We start from the raw sequence: 18,575 nt of genomic DNA, 5'->3' as shown, positions 1-18,575 counted from the left end.
CCGTAGCTCAATGGCCAAAGGTGGAGGTTTCTCTATTGCCCTTTTCCACTCCGGAGAGAGCGCGGAAGGCGAAGAGAGCACCCTACGAATTTTGCTCGGTCGCAGTTCGAAGAGGCTACGCTCAGTCCGTGCTTAACTGCAGAAAACGGTGTCATCGCGCACTACTTGCGGTTGGGGTTGCGATTTGTAAAGCGTGTTATTTCGCCGAAGGTGCACTAAAGGGTCACTAGAATCCCTGCACAGGTTTGCCTGCAATGAAATCGTTGATGAGTGCCGCGAGCTCCGGCCCCACCTCTTCCTGCACAAAATGACCCACGCCCTTAATGGTCACTTGTGTTGCGCCGGGCACGCGAGTTGCGAACTGTGCCGCCATATCAGTGGCACTAGTCACCGGGTCTGAGTCTGTGAAAGCAACTAGGAATGGTTTATTCCATCGCTCGAATACTTCTTCCCAAGCCGCCCTGTTTTCTGTTAACTGTGTCGGTATGAGGTAGGGAAAAATCTGCGCACCTGCCTTATAACGAGCATCGGGGTAAGGTGCAGTGTAGCCGGCGACGATTTCGGGATCGCTTATATTCCCAAGGAAAGACATGACCTTGGCGACAGACAGGTCGTCGCCGTAGTAGGAATAGGCGACCCATTTAGGAAAGGCAGGGTCGTTGATCAGTTCGTCAATCGTGACCGGGTTCTCCCACCACGCCAGTAGCCTGAAAAGCCGCTCGGCGATGAACGCGCGTAGGCCGTCAGCGTCGGGTAGGCCGGTATTGGAAACAACCACGCGGGCAAAACGCTCCGGGTTTGCTGCCACGACCCGCAGCCCCACCAGACCACCCCAGTCCTGCCCGAAGAAAGTGGCGTCGCGAAGATCTAATCGCTCAACCAGCTCACTTATGGTTTCGATATGGAATGGGTAAGTGTAGGCCTCTCGCTCGATGAGTTTGTCCGATCGCCCGAAGCCAATCATGTCAGGTGCAATTACCCTATGCCCTGCGGCGGTTAGGACCGGGATCATGGTGCGAAAAAGGTAACTCCAGGTTGGCTCGCCATGTAGCAAAACGATGGGAGCTCCGTCTTCTGGACCTTCGTCCAGGTAGTGGACGCGCAAGCCCTGAATATCCATGTAGTGAGGTGTAAATGGATAGTCCTGCAGATGCTCAAAGCGGCTATCAGGCGTGCGCAAGACGCCCGGTGCAACTGCCTCTGCAAGCGAGATTACCGGTACCAGAAGCAGATTTATCATTAACCACGGAAGCAGTTTTTTCATATCGTTAAGGATCTCTCGTTGACTGATATAGGACCACCCAAGTAAAGAAGTTAGCAGGCAATTTAGTGTGGCGCCACGGGGTCTTCCAACAACGGGCAGGCCTGTTACGTTCGCCGTCTTGCGGTGGGTGAAACAGACTGTTTGTACGTTCTGCCTTTGCAGTACCCGCCTTTTCTGTGAAACCCAATATGGCAGCTCTTGGAAAAATCTGCACTGGTTCGGTCGGCCCTTCTGGAGATCGCAGTGCAGCAGTGCTGAGGCTCCAATGACCGCACTCTCAGCTATCATTGCGCGTATAGGTCATCGCAATGCCTGTTTGCTCTGAGCCCAGAGTTTCTATTTTGCTGAGATGAACTGCATCTTAGGTAAAATGGGATAGTCGCTCGTTATAGGCCAAACTAGGAGAGGTAAATGGCAGCATGAATAGTACAGACTTCGATAGTGCCAGTGCTAAAGCATTACGCATAGGGAATTTTCGTCAGCTAGTTGCTCTTTGTAGAGCGATGCGGTCTGAGAATCCCCTTTACGCCGACGCATGGTTTCTCGAGTCGGTCGCTGCCGAAGTGGGAGGAAATCTACCAGCCGCGTTGAAGCTGGTTGATAGGGCTCTAGAGATCGATCGTGCGAATCCTGAATACCTGACCCAAAAAGCAAGGTACCACTCTTCGGCCAACCAAGACGCAGAAGCCGGCAATGCAGCCGACATGGCAGTCAGCGTAGGTGTCCGATCGTCTCAATCAATGAACACGTTAGGTGTGGTCTACACCCGCTTAGGTAGACACGAAAATGCGCTGAATTTATTGATTCAAGCTGCTGACCTCAAGCCAGCGGATCCTGAAGTAATTTTCAATCTGGCAGCCTCAATGCAGTTTATGGGTAGGCATGATGATGCTCGCAAGAATTACGAGCGCGTAACCCAGTTACAGCCAGATAATGCCAGAGGCTATTGGGCGCTTTCTGAACTGGAAAAAGTCGACGTCAGCGATCGTCATGAGAGATCGATGAGGGCTCTGGCTCAACGGCCGGGGCTTAGTGATCGAGACGAACTCTACTTAGCCCATGCTTTGTTCCGCATAGATGAGTCTCGCGGAGAATACTCTGCTGCGCTGACAAGACTTCGTGCAGCCAAAAATCGGCGAAGGAAATCTCTCAGGTACGAGTTTGATCAGGACGCTGCGCTGTTTAATGCTGTGATCGAAAGCTTCATGACGGTGCAGCCGACAAAGGACGAGCATGCTCCCAGGGTGCCTTTGCGAACCCCTCTGTTTGTCGTAGGGCTTCCTCGGACCGGCACAACGCTAGTCGAACAGATACTGACGGCTCATAGTAAAGTAGCCAGCTTAGGCGAACTCCAGGACTTACCGACTGCTGTAAAGCGTCTCTCTGGCGATACTGGTTCCAAGGTCATATCTCCCAAGATCATTGAATCCACAGCCCGGGGCGCAATTCCCTTAGAGCGTGTCTACCTGGATTCGATTGCCCCGCGGCTTAAAAACGTACCACCCGAGGCCAGCTACTTCATTGATAAAACACCGTTGAACGTGTTTATGCTTGGCTATGTCATGCGATTTATGCCAAGGGCAAAGGTAATACTTTTGCGTCGAGATCCTATGGATGCGGTGCTATCCAACTACCGCCAACTGTTCTCAGCTGACTACTCGTATTACAACTACAGCTACGACCTAGAAGATACGGCATCTTACGTGGCAGCATTCGAGACTTTAGTCGAGCATTGGAAGGCAGTATTAGGTGACAGAATGCTTGCCATCGACTACGAGCAGATCGTTGGCGAGCCTGAATCGCTCTCGCGGGCCATGATTGACTATTTGGGCCTAGATTGGGAGCCCAGCTGCCTTCGCTTCTTCGAAAATAAACGAGCTGTAGCCACGCCCAGCGCGTCCCAGGTTAGAACCCCTGTTTACTCTTCAGCTGTCGGACGCTGGAGGAAGTACGGCTCGATTCTCGAGCCCGCTAAACGAAAGCTTGCGGAGTTGGGTATTACTCGCTCGGCAAGCTAACACGTGATTCAAGATGGGCGGCACCAACGACGCAAAGGTAGATCTGCAATGTTGGGTGCTTTTTTTCACGATGCTCTCTGAGGTGGGAGTACTTTCCACGGCGCAGAAAGCGACGTCGTCACTGTCGACGACGTCGCAGTGGGTTCAGAATCCGTACGTGGCGCGCAATCCGACCGTACGCGGAGCGCCCACAAAGTTTCCGTATGATCGTAGCGTAAAGCCACCGATGTTGTTTCCTGGCCCTGTCCGCTCGTCCTGCAAGAACCTTCTCGTTGTTCGGGTACCAGTGACGTACTCCTCATCGAAAAGATTGTCTACAAAAGCCTGTAGCGTCCAACTGTCTTTGCTGAGAGTCGCTGAGAAATGGTGCACGTCGTAAGAGGGTATAGCTTCACCACCAAAATCCCCTGAGTTTCCATCGTCATCAACTAGGGGATCGTCGTTGCCGCCAGTGATATTAAATACATCGCTGGAGTATACAAATCCATAGTTAATATCCAGATCCATTTCCCCGAGACTCGTGCTGTAGATAATGTTGAAGGTGCCTTGGTGCTCTGCGTGTCCTGGCAGGCGTGCTCCACTAAGTGCTGTAAAGTTGTCCACCAGGCCCGGCGCGTCCTCGACTAACTCGGCGTTGGTGTATGCGTACGTCAACGTTGCCTGCAGACTTGAGTTCAGCGCCCAGGATCCCTGGAATTCCAATCCCTTGCTCTCGGCGGCAGAGCCATTGCCTGTGATTGGCAGGCTACCGAAATCGGTAACTGTGCCGACCTGTAGGTCAGTCCAGTCGATGTAGAAGAGGGCGGCCTGAATAGACATGGCTCCGTCAAGCAAATAGCCCTTATAGCCGAGCTCATAGTTGTCGATCTGATCAGGGTCTACAAAAACTTCGTCCGGGAGAGCACAGAGTTGCTGTGTACCACTGTTAATCTGGTCATCGGTGCAGGCGGGAACCGCATTGACGCCGCCATTCCGATATCCCTCGGAATAAGTCGCATAGATCATGTTGTCTTGGTCAATGTCAAAAGATGCGTTGAGCTTTATCAGGTCTCCGTCGTCGTCCCCCACGTTGGTGCCTAGATCGATATTTATCGAGTCCTGCGGTTCGCCTAGGAAGACGGTTTCGAACAGTGGCAGACCAAAACCGCTGGTGTTATCTACCTCGAACTCGTACGCCCGATAACCAACAGTAAGCTCAAGTCGTTCGTCCAAAAATCTATAAGAGATTTCTCCGTAGAATGCAGTCTCTTTTTCGTTGTTGAAACCACGAGAGATATATTCGAGGCTATCAGGGCGCAGTTGAACACCGCCAAAGTTGTCAACGGCGAACTGGTCGAAGCCTGGTGTGAACTCGCGCGACTCACTGAACGCCTCAAGTTCGTTCTGGAAATAGCCAGCTACCCAGGATATTGGTCCCTCGTGCTGCGAAACGAAGCGAACCTCAAGCGTGTCGGTTTCCTCTTCCACAACTTCTCTGGTGAAGGATGAAAACTGTGGAAACGCCTCGTATCCATACTCGAAATTGAGCAGTAGGTCCGTTTGATCTCGCTGTCCAAGTTCGTCGAAGTCTGTTTCGCCGTACACGAAAACTGCTTCTGCGAAACCGAGATCGGCCTTCACTTCCAGACTGATGAGCTCGTTCTCATAATCATTTGGCTCCAAGTAGCGGAGTCCTGACTCATAGAAACTTGTCCCAAAGGCAAGTTCGTGGGAGATTTGCCTGCCACCGCTTTTGGTATCCTGGTTGAGATACCACAGGCTAGCATCCAGCCAATCAGTTGGCGTCCAGCGAAGGTTGACTCGGGTGGATACGGTTTCTTCGAAATTAACGTCTTCAACGTCTCGAAGGTTCGCTTCTACGTCAGCTGGGTTACTAAAGTCTGGTTCTGGATTCGAAGCCCCAGACTCCCTGACTACGAACGAATAGTCGATGAACCCTGGGTCGTCCAGGCGATCCACATTTGCTCGGAGCGCCAATTGACCTTCGATAATGGGGATGTTGACGGTGAAACCGGCGTCATTAAGAAAATCATCGGCCTCGCCACTCTGGCTAATGACTCCACGCACGTCGAGACTGAACGCCTCTGAATCGGCGCGCTGCGGTAGGTATCGGATGGCGCCGCCCATGGTGCCTTGACCATAGAGAGTTCCCTGCGGCCCGATCAGCACCTCCACACGCTCAAGGTCAACAGGCTTCACATCGAAGGCTACCGGTATGTCCCCGAAGTAGGTAGCGACTGTATTCGAAGAAAATCCGGGTCCCAGTCCTGTGGTGTTCAGTCCTCGCACAAGAATATCTGGCACTTCGTCCCTTGGGCCACGGTCTATTACTTGCAAACCAGGCACGTACCTAGAGATTTCGTTGATCCCGAACAAACGCAGCTCGTTGATCTTGTCGCCGGTGACTGCCGAAATGTTGATCGGGATATCTTGGACTGATTCACTGCGACGAGACGCGGTAACGACTACTTCCTCGAGCATGGCCCCGCTGGTGTCTTGTGCAAGTATATGAGGGGTGGATATCAAAATGGCTGGTGCAGATGCCATTGCTACAGCATGTGCAAGGGGATTTCTGCGTCTTCTGATTCCAGTCGGCATTCGGTTGGTTCTCCTTTCGTTAAAGTACCGCTGTTTTCACATTCTATAGGGTTAATCGGCGTCATAGACGGTCGACAAAGGATATCCACCAATGTCGCATAGTGCCTTTCCCGAGATCAAGTGGAAGCGATGAGCCACTATTGTGCAGGCACCCTAAAACTCATAATTCCATTCAGAACATGCAATGTTTGAGCCAGTGAGCAAAAGCGACGGTAAAGCCACGGCATGCAACGAAAAAATAGCGCTGCGCTGTGCGTAAGCGCTGCAAGCAAGGTCGATACTGGGCGTGCGCCGCACCATGTTGGTGCGAGGTTCTTGCCGATCGGCGCTTTTAGCATGGTTCCTCGCATACACCCGGCTGCTGCGTGACAGATACCTTCTTGCTGCATGTTTTACGATAGCCAACTGTCGCGGTGGGCGACCTCGCCTGCGACGACCAGCATAGCGACCGTGGGCCATGCAAACGTACCGACCTTGTGTCTGGAGCTTGAAGAGCGTTCGCTTTTGCCTAGAGCTATTCTGCGGGGGGCTTCAGGCCTTGCGCGGGTGCGCAATCACGGGCAGCTTGGTAAAGCCACGCACAAACACCGACAGTGTACGCTCGGGCTCTCCTACCACTTCAATGCGCTCGAAGCGTTTGAAAATCTCTTCCCAAAGAATCTTCAGCTGCAGCTCGGCAAGGCGGTTACCCATGCAGCGATGAATGCCGAATCCAAAGGACAGATGCCCACGCACCTTGTCGCGATCAATGATGTAGTCGTCGGGCTTGTCAAAAAAGCGTTCGTCGCGATTGCCCGACCAGTACCACATGATCACCTTGTCGCCTTTCTTGATCTGCTGCCCACCCAACTCCGTGTCGACAGCCGCGGTGCGGCGCATATGCGCCAGTGGCGTTTGCCAGCGAATGGTCTCGGAGACCATGCTGGGAATCAGGCTTTGATCGGCTGTTAGCTTGGCAAATTCCGCTGGATTCTGATCCAGGGCGTAGACGCTGGCGGTCATGGTGTTGCGTGTGGTGTCGTTGCCACCCACGATCAGCAGCATCAGGTTACCCAGATACTCCAGCGGGTCCATGTTTTTGGTTGCGGGCCCGTGCGCCAGCATAGAAATGAAATCGTTCCCGGGCTCATCGCTGTTGACGCGTTGGTTCCACAGCTCTGTGAAGTAAGCGAGGCACTCGGCCAATTCCTCTCGCCGCTGCTGCTCACTGTCGATCAGGCCCTGGCCGGGGATGGCCGTTGCCAGGTCAGACCACCGAGTCAGCTTGCGGCGGTCTTCGTAGGGAAAGTCGAACAGTGTTGCGAGCATGCGCGTAGTGAGTTCGATGGAGACGGTATCCACCCAGTCAAATTCCTCGCCCACGGGGATCGCATCGAGCACGCCCTGGGTACGCTCGCGAATCAGTGGCTCAAACAGTTTTAACGCGGCGGGCCCCACGGCAGGGTTGACCACCTTGCGCTGGTCGTCGTGCTTGGGCGCGTCCATGGCAATAAACATGGGCAAGGTGAAGTCCTCTTCCGGGTCCCTCATGGTGATGGAGGGTTCTGAAGAGTAAAGCTCGGGGCTGGTGTCCACTTTCATGATGTCTTCGTAGCGGGTGACCGACCAGTAGGGGCCCAGGTTGGCCTCATGGCAATAGTGGATCGGGGCTTCGTCGCGCAGGCGTTTAAACCAGGGCCCCAGTTTGTCGGATTGGAACAGGTAGACGTTGGAGACATCAAAGTCTTTCAGATCAACCTGGTAGGGATCTAGGTCAACAACCCCCGGATCCTGGTTGAACTCGATGATGTGCGCGGGTTTGGTATTGAATGCAGATGCCATGGCGGATACCTCGCTTTGTTATCCATTGAGTGTATGCAAAACCCGGGTGGTTCACCAGTTGGCAGGGTGGTCCGTATTTGGCGATCTGGTGTGCTGTTTTTGGGCAGGGTGGGTCGCGGTGTTGCGCGGCCTGGCTGTCATAAAACGTCATGTCGTTGTCATATTACTGTCACCGTCATGGGCTATCTTGCGCGCCATTGATGAGCGTCGGTTTACGTTATGAAATCTGTATTCCAAATAGTGGTTTTGCTGTCTCTGGCACTGGGTTCGCTCAGTGCCAAGGCGTTGGCGCTGGGTCCCGACGAATTCGCCGCCGCGCGGCAGCTGACCTGTGTGTTGGCGCAGGACTCGCTGGGCTATCTCAATGAGGACCAGTACAACACAATGGTGGGCGATGTTTTGGACAGCTACGCTGATCAGGACGGCGATGTGATCTATGCCAAGGCGCTGGGCTACTTCGATGGACTGATGTTCGGTATCTCCGAGGATAATCAGCGTCTCGTAAATGCCCGCCTGCAAAGCTTTGTAGAGAGCCGCTCCTGCACGCAAACCGTGGGCGTCAGCTACGAGCTGTAGTGTACGGTCTTAAGCCGCTGCGTTAGTAGCACAGCCACATAGAGAAGGGGCCGCTGGCCCCTTTTCTTGTTTTCAACGGCGCTGATCACTTGCAGCCCCGCGGTCTGGTCAAAATCTGAACACAGCCGACTTCTGCACCCATTTGAGGTATGAGCGCGCCAGCGCTGCTGGCCACACTAACGCAGTACCTAATTGGAGGAGAATGTCATGAACGCGCCCGTATCCCAGGACAAGCACGTCATAGCCCAGCAAATGCTGGATGCCATCTACGCACTGCAGCCATTGCTGCGCGATAACGCCGACCAGGCCCGTGCCGAGCGCAAGGTGCCCCAGGCGAACATAGACGCGCTGCAAGAGGCTGGCTTTTTTCTGGCGCTACAGCCCAAGGCCTGGGGCGGCTACGAGCTTGATCCGCAGGACTTCTTCCGGATGCAAATGGCGATTGCCGAGGCTTGTATGTCTACTGCGTGGGCGTCCGGTATTGTCGCGGTTCATGCCTTTCAGCTGGCGCTGATGGACGAGCGAGCCCAGCAGGACGTTTGGGGCGACGATATCCATACCCGCGTCTCTTCGTCTTACGCCCCACTCGGCAAGGTTGAGCCTGTGGAAGGCGGCTTTCGTTTCAGTGGTCGCTGGGGCTGGAGTAGTGGCAGCGAGCACTGCACCTGGGTATTGCTGGGCGGGGTCTGTCCCGACGGCGGCTACAGGAGTTTCCTGATCCCACGGGCCGACTATGAGATTGTCGACACCTGGCAATCCATGGGCCTGCAGGGCACTGGCTCCCAGGACATCGTGGTGAACGATGTGTTTGTGCCTGATTACAGAACGCATAAAGCTGAAGATGGTTATCTGGGCACCAATCCCGGCATCACGGCGGATTCTGCACCGTTGTACCACCTGCCGTGGGCACAGTTGTTCATTCGCGTTGTTTCCACCCCGGCCATCGGCGCCTCTAAAGCCGCTCTGTCTCTGTACCAGGGTCTGGTGTTGGGCAAAGCCAGCGGTGATGTCACCAAATTGGCAGGAGATACCGGTACCCAGGAGCGCATCGCCGAAGCAGCCAATGCCATCGACGAGATGGAAACCATCATGTACCGAAACTTCGACCAGATGACCCTGCAGGTCAATGCGGGTGATCCGGTGCCCGTACAGGACCGTATTAAGTATCGATATCAGGCTTCACTGGTGATCGAAAAAAGCATGGCTGTGGTCGACAGTCTGTTTTCTTCAGCAGGTGGAAGCTCGGTGTTCCTCGGTAGCGATATTCAGCAGCGTTTTCTGGATATTCATACAGCAAGAGCACACGTCGCCAACAACCCGGTGTCGTTTGCGAGAAACCTGGGTGCCACGCTACTGGGGGTTGAGAACGCCGACTTTTTTGTCTGATCGATTTGTCTCCAAAACCATCGCTTCCCCCAGATGGTTACTCTTCCCCGGCTCGTTTGAGCCGGGGTTTTTTTTGCCTGCAAAAACACACGGTGTTCCTGTGATCGCCGCTGCCGGCGCTATCGTATGGTAACTATCGACTAATACAGGATTGATAGTGATGGCTTTTCGTCTTCAGGTTGCAACTTTGTTGCTCGCTATGTCGCTGCTGAATGGTTGCGGTTCAGTGACCGTAAGGGACTATGCGGAAAACGCGCCCGTACTCGACCCGAAAACGTTTTTTGACGGCTACCTCACGGCCCACGGCGTGATCAAGGATCGCGGTGGCAAAGTGATTCGCTACTTCAATGCCGACATCACGGCCTATTGGAAAGACGGTGTGGGCACCCTGGAAGAAGACTTCGTGTTCGATGACGGCGAAAAGCAGCGCCGTGTGTGGACGTTGACACCCGATGGCCCGGGTCGCTATGTCGGTAGAGCAGGTGACGTGGTGGGAGACGGCGCAGTCACCTTTGCGGGCAACAGCATGTTTCTGGACTACGTGCTGCAAATTCCCTGGAACGACGGCACGCTGGATCTGCGCATCGACGACCGCATGTATCTGGTTAATCCGAACACCTTGATTAATGAATCAGCCATGAATAAGTTTGGTGTAAAAGTGGGCCAGATTCTGCTGGTGATCGAAAAGCGCGAGCCTCGCGCATCCTAGTGTGCGCCTTGAAAGATAGGAATATCGGCCGGCGAACAATCACGTGAATTCCATCACCTTGATGCGTGGCCTTGGCTACGCCGGTTTACTGCCCTTTGGTTTTTTTGCGGCGGGGGTCTGGGTGTTCGATGACTTCCTTCAGTCCCTCTGCTACCAGGGCTTCGTTATCTACTCGTTGGTGATTCTCAGTTTTCTGGCGGGGTCCCTGTGGGGCAGTGCCATCGGCGTCACGGGCGTCGCGAAGTTGCAGCGCTTGCTAGTCAGCAATGGAATAGCAGTATTTGCAGCGATGGCCGTGCTGACGGCGCAACTGCTGGTTGCAGCAGTACTGCTGATGCTGGGGCATCTGGCAGTGCTCTGGTACGAACGCAACACGGGTGATGTGGACAACTGGTACGGCAGGTTGAGAACACAGCTGACGCTGCTCGCGACGGCGATGCATGTTGTCTATGTTGCAGGCACCATCGCAAGTAATGGCGCCTGATTCAGTCGTCAGCCCTGCGGTTGCCAGCGGTGCACCAGGACTTGTAACCTGCGGTGCAGAGCCTCGATAGGCAGACGCCACGTACAGATTTTTGCTTGAGCCCAGAGAGCTGTCAGAGGTGTTTCTTCGAGCGACTTCATTCGGTGCGATTCGATGGTCTCGATTCGGACGTGCACTCAACTATGTTTTCCGATGGGGTGCTACCGCTACTTGAACGGCCGCTACCTTATGGCGCACGCCCTATCGAGTGAGGATTGCTCGCCCGGACCATCAGAAGGATCTTGCACGCTGTGCGCTGGAGGCAATGGACTTGGTTATATAAATTTGACGCAGAACAACACTCGCTAACCGACGATAAGGAGAACACGATGAAGGCGATGACCCTCAAAGCCCCGGGTGGACTGGATAACCTGGTCATGACTGATATCGAGCCTGTGGCGCCAGGCCCCGGTGAAATACAGGTGGAAGTAAAAGCCAGCTCGCTCAACTTCCACGATTACGCGGTGGTCGCGGGCCTCATTCCGGTTGAGGACGGACGTATCCCCATGTCCGATGGTGCCGGCACGGTGACCGCGGTAGGAGAGGGCGTGAGCGCCTTCGCGGTGGGTGATCGTGTGTTGAGTTACTTCTTTCCGCACTGGCCTGCGGGTAGGCCTGACTTCAGCAGCGTTCAGGGCGTGCCCGGTGATATGGCCCAGGGGTTTGCCGCGCAAACGGTGACTCGCCCCGCGTCGCACTTCAGTCGTATGCCGTCGAATCTGGATTTTGCCGCAGCATCCACCCTGACCTGCGCAGGGCTCACTGCCTGGCGCGCCATGATGGTGGAAACCCACCTTCGCCCCGGTGACTGGGTGTTGGTTCAGGGCAGCGGCGGTGTCTCCATCTTTGCCCTTCAGTTCGCCCGCATGATGGGTTGCAACGTGATCGCCACCTCATCATCCGACGAGAAGCTGGCCCGAATGAGTGAGCTGGGTGCGCAGCACTTGATTAACTACCGGCAGGTGGAAAACTGGGGCGACAAGGCACTGGAAATCACCGGTGGGCGCGGTGTCGATCTTGTCGTTGAAGTCGGCGGCCCCGCCACAGTGCCACAGTCGGTGCGTGCGGTGGCTTTCGGGGGCTGTGTCAGCATGATCGGCGTGCTGACAGGGTTTGCCGGAGAGGTGCCCACTACTGAGCTGTTCCAGAAGAACGCGCGGATCAGCGGTATCACTGTAGGTAGCCAGCAGCAGCAGGCGGACATGATCGCCGCGGTCGAGGCCAACAACCTGCAACCCGTGGTAGACATTCAGTTTCCGCTGGCGGAGTTGGCAGATGCCTTTCGGCATCAGGAAGCGCACAAGCACTTTGGCAAGATCTGCGTGGAGATCTAGTCCGGACGGACAAACTCCATCACGTGCTGCATGGGTAGGCGATTGTCCACCCGTTGCAGCACAAGGCCCACGGCCTCCATCTCTCGTGTGGCCTGCTCCACGGTCATCGTGTGCAATGGCTTGATGGGTACAGAGGGATCATCGGCGCGGTATTCCACCAATACGATGCGACCCTCTGGCTTGAGCGCCGTCACCACAGAGCGCATAACTTCAAGCGGGCAGCTGAACTCGTGGTAGGCGTCAACCATCAGAACCACGTCTACTGTGGCCGCGGCAAGCCCGGGGTCACAGGGTTCGCCCAGCGTGGGGATGATGTTAGTCACGCCGTCACTGGCCTTGCGCTTGTCGATGATGGCGAGCATCTCCGGCTGTATATCCAGCGCAATGACCTCGCCCTGTGGCACTTGCTGGGCCATGGGGAAGCTGAAGTAACCCGTGCCTGCACCCAGGTCCAGCACTGTGTCAGCGGGCTCGAGCTCCAGCATCTTCAACAAGAGATCGGTGCGCTCTTCCTGCTCACGGGTCGAACGTTCCAGCCAGCCTGCGCCCAGATGGCCCATGACCTGGGCAATTTCCCGGTCCATGTAAACGCGGCCCGTGCCGTCACGAGTGGGCGCGATAGCGGTGTAGGGAGAGTCCGCTTCCTGTGTGTCATCCGGCGTTGTAACGAGGAAGGCCGCGCCAGCTAGGAGTAACCCAAAAACAGTAAGTGCCAGCAATCTCACCGCGACCCGGAATCCGGCGAATAATGCCGCGAGATCAGGCACCGTTAACCCGCCGAGCCGATTCGGAGCTATAAAAAGGTAAGTTGTACATCGAGGTGCCGCTAAAATACTGGTCAAGTACTCAATGTAACTACGCGGTTGTCTGACTTGAGGATCACTCTTATCGACGATATGGATACTATGGACGCCATCGAGACCATCAGTACCCTCCAGTTGCTGCCGCCGACCTGCATTTGGAGACTACTTTCGAGATGGCGCAAGCACGCCATAGATGCGGACAGCGTAGATTTGCGCAGAGCCGGAATGGGCCTAGCTTCAGTGCAGGCGGCCAAGGCAAAAAACCGACCGCGCGGCGCATCCACGGTTAAGCACTGTCTTGAACCCACAGAACATGGTTCTGGGTTAGCTTCAGTTCATCGATGCCGGTGCTTCAGAGGCTATCGACGAATGCTGCGAGATTATCGATGTCCGCGTCGCTTAACTGTGCGGCTTGGCTCCACATCAGCGCGCTCTGGTTGCCAATCGTTTCGCCTGCCTTGTACTGAAGTAACTTGCCCGCGACCATGTCCGCGCTCTGACCCGACAATTGAGGCCCTACGCCACCTTCACCCCCTGCACCGTGGCAAGCGATGCAGCCGGTGTAGGCCATCTTGCCTAACTCGACCGGTGATGCCGCCGCTTTGGCAGCGACCTGTGCCTGTGCCATGGCAACCACACCACCGGTTTCCTCTTTCCATTCCTCATAGCAGGCACCGGAACAGCCATGATTGTCCCTGCCGTCGAAATCATTGTTTTGCATGGCCCAGATCGGAAAACCTATGGCGAATGCGGCGAATGCCAGAATAGCGACGTTTGCGGGATTCAACGGTGTTCTCCTAGAATGATCACGGGAGACTTACGGCTGGGTGCACCCAGCGGTTTATTTGTTTGACGGCTACGCGAGCCGGTAGTCTGTACGAATGCTGGACGCCACCGATATCGGCGTGCGCTGCCACTGGTACTGATCAGACAAGCACCCGACAAGCAGGTGCAAGTGATCGCGTTTAGGCTGGTTGGCGAGTATTGCTCGCCAACACAATCGGGGTTCGCGCCGTTAAGAAATTGCGAGACGTGTACCTCGCAACCGATAAAAGTATCACGTGAGGCGAGTGCTTCTGACTGTCGAGCGCCTATTGGAAATCAAATATGCAGTCCGTGCACATGACGGTCGCTTTGGGTGCATTGAGACCCTGCAGCCCGCGCAAGGTATCAGTGATGGCTTCTGCCAGGCTTTGCAAGTTACCGTTCACGCTCACCTGCCCGCTGAGATCCAGCTGTTGCAGGAATAATACTGCTGGCGAAACGGGCTTTGTGACGTAGCTGACATCATAGGCGTCCTTCTCCAGCCCGGCCTGCTTTGCCGCGAAGGCGACGGCATCATCCAGTGTGCCGAAGTCGTCGATTAAGCCGCGTTCCAAGGCATCCGGTGCCAACCAAACACGCCCTCCCGCGATCGAGCGAATGTACTCGGGATCTTTTTCTCGCGCATTGGCCACGCTGCTGACAAAGTGGTCATAGGCGCCTGAGGCCCAGCGTGCGAATAAAGCATCCAACTTTTCACTGACGGGCATCAGTGGTGACCAGCCTGCGTGCTCGCTGGTCGCGAGTCCATCGAGATGAATGCCGAGATAGTCGAGGCTGTTTTCCACGGTAGGGAAGGCCACGGCAACGCCGATTGATCCCGTAATCGTGGCTGGCTCCGCAAAAATACGGTCAGCCGGCATGCTCACCCACACGCCCCCCGACGCGGCGACATCGCCCATGGATACAACGACCGGCAGGCCTTTGGCTTTGGCGGCCGCAAATTCGCTGCGAATAATGTCGCTGGCTACGATTGAACCGCCGGGACTGTTAACCCGCAATACCACCGCACGCGTGTTGTCCGCCTCGTGTGCACGCCGCAGTTGTGATGCAATATCGTCAGAGCCTGCAACGCCGGGTCCTTCGGGGCCCTCCTGAATGCCACCCTGCACAAACACCACGGCAACTGCATCTTCTGTTGTGGGGGAGGGGATAAGTGGTTGCTGCTGCGCCAAGTAGGCTTGCCAGCTAATATGCGGGTAGGTCTCCGTCTCAACCCCTTCGCTGGTGTCGGCGCCGAAGCGCTCGATCATGTAGCTACGGATGTCATAGAAGGTTTTTGTGCCGTCAATCAGGCCGTTTTCTTCAGCAAATTTCAGGTTGCTATAGCCGGCTTCTGCAACCAAGGGCAGACTGTGTTCGTCGGCCAGCGTCTGGAAAAGAGACGTATCTACCCCGCGGGCATTGGCCATGTTGGCTTTTAGGTTTTGCCACAATGGATCATACAGTGCGCGGCGTTGCTCCTTGTCAGGCTCAGACATGTCGTTGCGGGTCAGGCCTTCAACGGCAGACTTATAGTCACCCTGACTGTAATTATGAATCGTGATCTTGAGCTTGTCGGTAAGTTCGCGCGTGTAATCGCGATAACCGCCGATACCGGTGATGGCGACAGCGCCAGATGGGTGGACGAAGATTTCATCTGCCTGCGCCGCTTGCAGATAGGAAGCGGTGCTGAGCGCCTGACTGTAAGCAATAACGGGCTTGCCGCTGGCCTTGATTGCTGAGAGTTCCTCAGCGACTTGCATGGCGGTACTGATGCCTGCAAAGGAAGTGCCGCTGAAGTCGAGGAGAACGCCAGCCAGTCGGTCGTCCTCTGCAGCACTGCGAATTAGCTTGATCAGGTCGCGCGTCTGAAGTTGTTCTTCAGTCTCCAAGGCAAAGGGAAATTCGAAGCCATCCGGGAAGATTTCCTGATCCAGCACCAACGCTTCCGGATCGATGATTAATACTTTGCCGGTGGGGTCTACAGTCTCGGGCATCTGGTTTACCAGGTACACCACGACACCCACTAGGTATACGATAAACACCAGGGTAAAAATATTTATCGTCCAGACTCTAACGCCGGTAAGAAAAGCGCCCAGTTTGCTGAAGAATCCTTTCACTGCCATCTCCTGAATTTGAAAAACTAGCGCAGAGTATAACTCTAAATCGCAGCGATGCCGGCCAATGCGATGACCGGAGCGCCTGATGGGGCAGACGTCAATTAAGTAACGGCCGTACCGGGCGAAACTTTCTGAGTGTATTTGCGATCACGTGCGGCGCTCGCAGCCTACAGTGCTGTCTCATTGCCGCCAGAGCGCATGGGTTGCGATGTGCCCTAGTTCAGCGCTACCTGATAGCTTACTCAAGCGTTCGAACCTGCGTGTCGCGTCGCATCGCTCTACATGCGTGGACTTTTACTACGGCTGTGTGTTGCTAAGGCGTATTCATGCGCTGTTGGTAGGCCTGGGCATAGGCAACGGTATCGGCGTTATCGATCAAGCTGCCATTGGGCAACTCATCCACGCGCGCGGAGATCTCCAGCATTGACTCACCTAACTCTTCGCCGGTGACCGCAAGGTACCCAGGCCGCGAAAGCCACATCAGCAAAGTATGTCCGGCATTAATTGTGTCGCTGGCCGGCTGAATGAAACCCGAGCGATAGCTGAATGTGCGCAGTTGGTTACCCATAGCGTACCTTGCCATCTCGCGTTCGGTGCGACCCTTTTCCCGGGCCCAGTGCTGATCGCCCTCGGGGTCGGTGCCCATGCCGGTGACGAAGTGGAAAGAGCGCGGCACAGTCTGTGCGTAGGTTAGCCAATCGCGGATAAACGCCATGGGAAAATCTACGTGGATACGCGTATAGGTGTCATCATCCATGCCTATGGAGGTGGTCCCCAGCCCCCACACCACTGTATTGGTTTTGCGCAGTACTTGCTCTAATGCGGTGTAGTCTGTGAAGTCGCTGTGCATGTGCAGGGTGATGCGGCCGCTGGCGACTCCGGCATCAATGCGGGGAGAGGTGCGCCGAGTCACAACATGGACTTCCTCTACCTGGGGGGCTGCCATAGCGGTTTTCAGCAAGCTGTCACCAACGGATCCTGTAGCACCGAACACCACCACTACGCGATTAGCGTCGGGGTTGATGTTGGCATCGCTTCCGGGCTCATGTGTGCCCTGATGGGAGAGCCCCCAAAGATTTAGGCCCACGGTGGCCACAACGATGAGAAGAAGCGGTAACAGCAGCAGTTTTTTCAGCATGGCGGTTCACCTGGTACAAAGAGCGCAGTATAGCGTGTGGATATGACGCCGCGGTGCTTGTATGTGGACTTTGATAGCCCATACACTGCCGCACAGATTCAAAGGGGCAGATAGTCGCCTCGAGGGGGAAAGTCGTGCTGGCAGAAAAGAAACCCGTGCCGCGCTGGTTTATCGTAACGGCTGCGCTGGCCGTTGTATGGAACTTGCTGGGGGTGGCGGCCTTTGTGATGCAAATCTCAATGACGCCAGAGATGATTGCCGAATTGCCTGAGGCCCAGCAGGCCCTGCTTGAGAGCATGCCTCAATGGGTACTCATTGCCTTTGCCATCGCTGTGTTTGGCGGCGTACTGGGTGCCTTGGGCTTGGTCTTGCGCAAGGTATGGAGTTTGTTGTTCCTGTGGCTGTCGCTATTCGCGGTGCTCGCCCAGCAGAGTTACACCTTCTTGATGAGCGACACCTTGCAGGTCATGGGGGTGCAGGCCGCGGTGATGCCCGCGCTGGTCACCATCATTGCAGTGGCACTGGTCATGATTGCGCGCAATGCCAATACGCGCCATTGGCTGAGCTAAGCGCGCGATGACCCTTCAGCAGAAGGCGCCACGGGGTGATCGTATTCGACCCTATGTGGTGTCGCAGGTAGACGAACCCCGAGAGGTGCTGCAGGCCCGCTTCGATGAGCTGGGCTATCTCTTCATCAAAGGCGGCGTTGATCCCACACTGTGCAACGATCTGCTGGAGCAACTGCTGCAGCAATTGGCGCCGCACATCGTTCGCGATCCGGGCACGCAGCTACCGGTGCTGAATGGTCAGCCGTTCTTTGAGACGGATGAGGTGTGGGACAGTGTGTATCCACGCATTCAGCGGTTAGAGAGCTTTCACACGTTTTTCCATCAGCCCGAGCTGCGCCGACTGATGCAACTGGTGGCAGGCGAGAATCCCTTTGTGTATCCCATGAAGATGGCGCGCATCGCCACACCGAAGAAGCTCGGTTTTGAAACACCCCCTCATCAAGACGCACACTCACATCACGCCGGTCCAACCATGGCCGGTATCTGGGTGGCGCTGCACGATGTTGATGACACCATGGGGCGCGTGACCGTGTTGCCGCGCTCTCACCGCCGCGGTGTTCGCCCGGTGCTTGAAGCGACCGGTGTGGGCGGTGTTCAGTGTGAGATTTATGACGATGAGCACGAGTGGCATGTGTCGGATTATGCCTGCGGCGACGTACTGATTTTCCACTCAGCCTGTGTCCACAAGGCGCAGCCAAATACCGCCGAAGCGCATGCGCGCCTGAGCGTTGACACGCGCTTCTGCGACTATGGTGCGCCGGTGTTCTCTACCAATCTGGAGCCGCACCACGGCTGGCGTATTGACGGGCTGGACTGGGACAGTATCTACAACGATTGGCAGAGTACGCGTTACCAGTATTACTGGCGCGACTATCCCAACCTCTTCTAGCACCATGAAAGCACTTCGCATCG

The 18,575-nt window shown here is 55.6% G+C and carries 15 protein-coding genes; 8 read left to right on the top strand and 7 right to left on the bottom strand.

Annotation, left to right across the window (positions count from 1 at the left end):
• Positions 1–226 precede the first annotated feature (226 nt).
• Positions 227–1,264: a haloalkane dehalogenase gene (locus IE089_RS06680; RefSeq protein WP_229802617.1), complete on the bottom strand. Its 1,038-nt coding sequence runs from the start codon at positions 1,262–1,264 to the stop codon at positions 227–229.
• A gap of 419 nt (positions 1,265–1,683) precedes the next feature.
• Here IE089_RS06680 and IE089_RS06675 point away from each other — a divergent pair, with 419 nt between their 5' ends.
• A complete protein-coding gene (locus IE089_RS06675; RefSeq protein ID WP_189476509.1) occupies positions 1,684–3,282 on the top strand; it encodes a tetratricopeptide repeat-containing sulfotransferase family protein in 1,599 nt (532 codons plus the stop codon).
• Between the two features lie 144 nt (positions 3,283–3,426).
• Here the strand turns inward: IE089_RS06675 and IE089_RS06670 are convergent, their stop codons facing one another.
• Both IE089_RS06670 and IE089_RS06665 read right to left on the bottom strand, forming a co-directional pair.
• Positions 3,427–5,763 (bottom strand): TonB-dependent receptor, encoded by a 2,337-nt coding sequence (locus IE089_RS06670; RefSeq protein ID WP_229802616.1) that lies wholly within the window; start codon positions 5,761–5,763, stop codon positions 3,427–3,429.
• Positions 5,764–6,411: 648 nt separating this feature from the next.
• Positions 6,412–7,701: a cytochrome P450 gene (locus tag IE089_RS06665; protein ID WP_189476503.1), complete on the bottom strand. Its 1,290-nt coding sequence runs from the start codon at positions 7,699–7,701 to the stop codon at positions 6,412–6,414.
• A 219-nt stretch (positions 7,702–7,920) separates the two neighbouring features.
• On the opposite strand from IE089_RS06665, the gene IE089_RS06660 reads away from it, so the two are divergent.
• From IE089_RS06660 to IE089_RS06640, 5 genes are all read left to right on the top strand, one after another.
• The gene (locus tag IE089_RS06660; protein ID WP_189476500.1) at positions 7,921–8,277 is read left to right on the top strand and encodes a hypothetical protein; all 357 of its coding nucleotides are present in this window, start codon (positions 7,921–7,923) and stop codon (positions 8,275–8,277) included.
• Positions 8,278–8,484: 207 nt separating this feature from the next.
• Positions 8,485–9,663 (top strand): acyl-CoA dehydrogenase family protein, encoded by a 1,179-nt coding sequence (locus tag IE089_RS06655; RefSeq protein WP_189476498.1) that lies wholly within the window; start codon positions 8,485–8,487, stop codon positions 9,661–9,663.
• A 160-nt stretch (positions 9,664–9,823) separates the two neighbouring features.
• Entirely contained in the window at positions 9,824–10,372 is a 549-nt protein-coding gene (locus IE089_RS06650; RefSeq protein ID WP_189476495.1) for a DUF3833 domain-containing protein, read from the top strand.
• Positions 10,373–10,415: 43 nt separating this feature from the next.
• Positions 10,416–10,856: a DUF3429 domain-containing protein gene (locus tag IE089_RS06645; protein ID WP_229802615.1), complete on the top strand. Its 441-nt coding sequence runs from the start codon at positions 10,416–10,418 to the stop codon at positions 10,854–10,856.
• A 368-nt stretch (positions 10,857–11,224) separates the two neighbouring features.
• Positions 11,225–12,229 (top strand): zinc-dependent alcohol dehydrogenase family protein, encoded by a 1,005-nt coding sequence (locus IE089_RS06640; protein WP_189476492.1) that lies wholly within the window; start codon positions 11,225–11,227, stop codon positions 12,227–12,229.
• On the opposite strand, the gene IE089_RS06635 is transcribed toward IE089_RS06640, so the two are convergent.
• The 4 genes from IE089_RS06635 to IE089_RS06620 form a co-directional block, all read right to left on the bottom strand.
• A complete protein-coding gene (locus IE089_RS06635; RefSeq protein WP_229802614.1) occupies positions 12,226–12,996 on the bottom strand; it encodes a class I SAM-dependent methyltransferase in 771 nt (256 codons plus the stop codon). The two genes, IE089_RS06640 and IE089_RS06635, sit on opposite strands and share 4 nt — an antisense overlap.
• Positions 12,997–13,384: 388 nt before the next feature.
• Positions 13,385–13,819: a c-type cytochrome gene (locus IE089_RS06630; protein ID WP_229802613.1), complete on the bottom strand. Its 435-nt coding sequence runs from the start codon at positions 13,817–13,819 to the stop codon at positions 13,385–13,387.
• Between the two features lie 304 nt (positions 13,820–14,123).
• Complete coding sequence (sppA, locus tag IE089_RS06625; RefSeq protein ID WP_229802612.1) at positions 14,124–15,956, bottom strand: signal peptide peptidase SppA; 1,833 nt, start codon at positions 15,954–15,956, stop codon at positions 14,124–14,126.
• Positions 15,957–16,269: 313 nt separating this feature from the next.
• Positions 16,270–17,094 (bottom strand): Rossmann-fold NAD(P)-binding domain-containing protein, encoded by an 825-nt coding sequence (locus IE089_RS06620; RefSeq protein ID WP_189476486.1) that lies wholly within the window; start codon positions 17,092–17,094, stop codon positions 16,270–16,272.
• A gap of 134 nt (positions 17,095–17,228) precedes the next feature.
• Here IE089_RS06620 and IE089_RS06615 point away from each other — a divergent pair, with 134 nt between their 5' ends.
• Together IE089_RS06615 and IE089_RS06610 are read left to right on the top strand one after the other, a co-directional pair.
• A complete protein-coding gene (locus IE089_RS06615; RefSeq protein WP_229802611.1) occupies positions 17,229–17,663 on the top strand; it encodes a hypothetical protein in 435 nt (144 codons plus the stop codon).
• 7 nt (positions 17,664–17,670) lie between these two features.
• Complete coding sequence (locus IE089_RS06610) at positions 17,671–18,552, top strand: phytanoyl-CoA dioxygenase family protein (RefSeq protein ID WP_189476484.1); 882 nt, start codon at positions 17,671–17,673, stop codon at positions 18,550–18,552.
• Positions 18,553–18,575: the final 23 nt, after the last annotated feature.

This window comes from Parahalioglobus pacificus (genome assembly GCF_014652275.1).
Taxonomy (GTDB): domain Bacteria; phylum Pseudomonadota; class Gammaproteobacteria; order Pseudomonadales; family Halieaceae; genus Parahalioglobus; species Parahalioglobus pacificus.
Note: the sequence above shows the minus strand (reverse complement) of the source record. Positions and strands in the feature narration are given on the sequence as shown.

What these genes read in the sequence shown, in the direction of transcription:
- IE089_RS06640 (WP_189476492.1), top strand. Translation starts at nt 11,225, where the DNA reads ATGAAGGCGATGACCCTCAAAGCCCCGGGTGGACTGGATAACCTGGTC.
- IE089_RS06675 (WP_189476509.1), top strand. Translation starts at nt 1,684, where the DNA reads ATGAATAGTACAGACTTCGATAGTGCCAGTGCTAAAGCATTACGCATA.
- IE089_RS06620 (WP_189476486.1), bottom strand. Translation starts at nt 17,094, where the DNA reads ATGCTGAAAAAACTGCTGCTGTTACCGCTTCTTCTCATCGTTGTGGCC.
- IE089_RS06665 (WP_189476503.1), bottom strand. Translation starts at nt 7,701, where the DNA reads ATGGCATCTGCATTCAATACCAAACCCGCGCACATCATCGAGTTCAAC.
- IE089_RS06670 (WP_229802616.1), bottom strand. Translation starts at nt 5,763, where the DNA reads ATGCTCGAGGAAGTAGTCGTTACCGCGTCTCGTCGCAGTGAATCAGTC.
- IE089_RS06610 (WP_189476484.1), top strand. Translation starts at nt 17,671, where the DNA reads ATGACCCTTCAGCAGAAGGCGCCACGGGGTGATCGTATTCGACCCTAT.
- IE089_RS06650 (WP_189476495.1), top strand. Translation starts at nt 9,824, where the DNA reads ATGGCTTTTCGTCTTCAGGTTGCAACTTTGTTGCTCGCTATGTCGCTG.
- IE089_RS06660 (WP_189476500.1), top strand. Translation starts at nt 7,921, where the DNA reads ATGAAATCTGTATTCCAAATAGTGGTTTTGCTGTCTCTGGCACTGGGT.
- IE089_RS06655 (WP_189476498.1), top strand. Translation starts at nt 8,485, where the DNA reads ATGAACGCGCCCGTATCCCAGGACAAGCACGTCATAGCCCAGCAAATG.
- IE089_RS06680 (WP_229802617.1), bottom strand. Translation starts at nt 1,264, where the DNA reads ATGAAAAAACTGCTTCCGTGGTTAATGATAAATCTGCTTCTGGTACCG.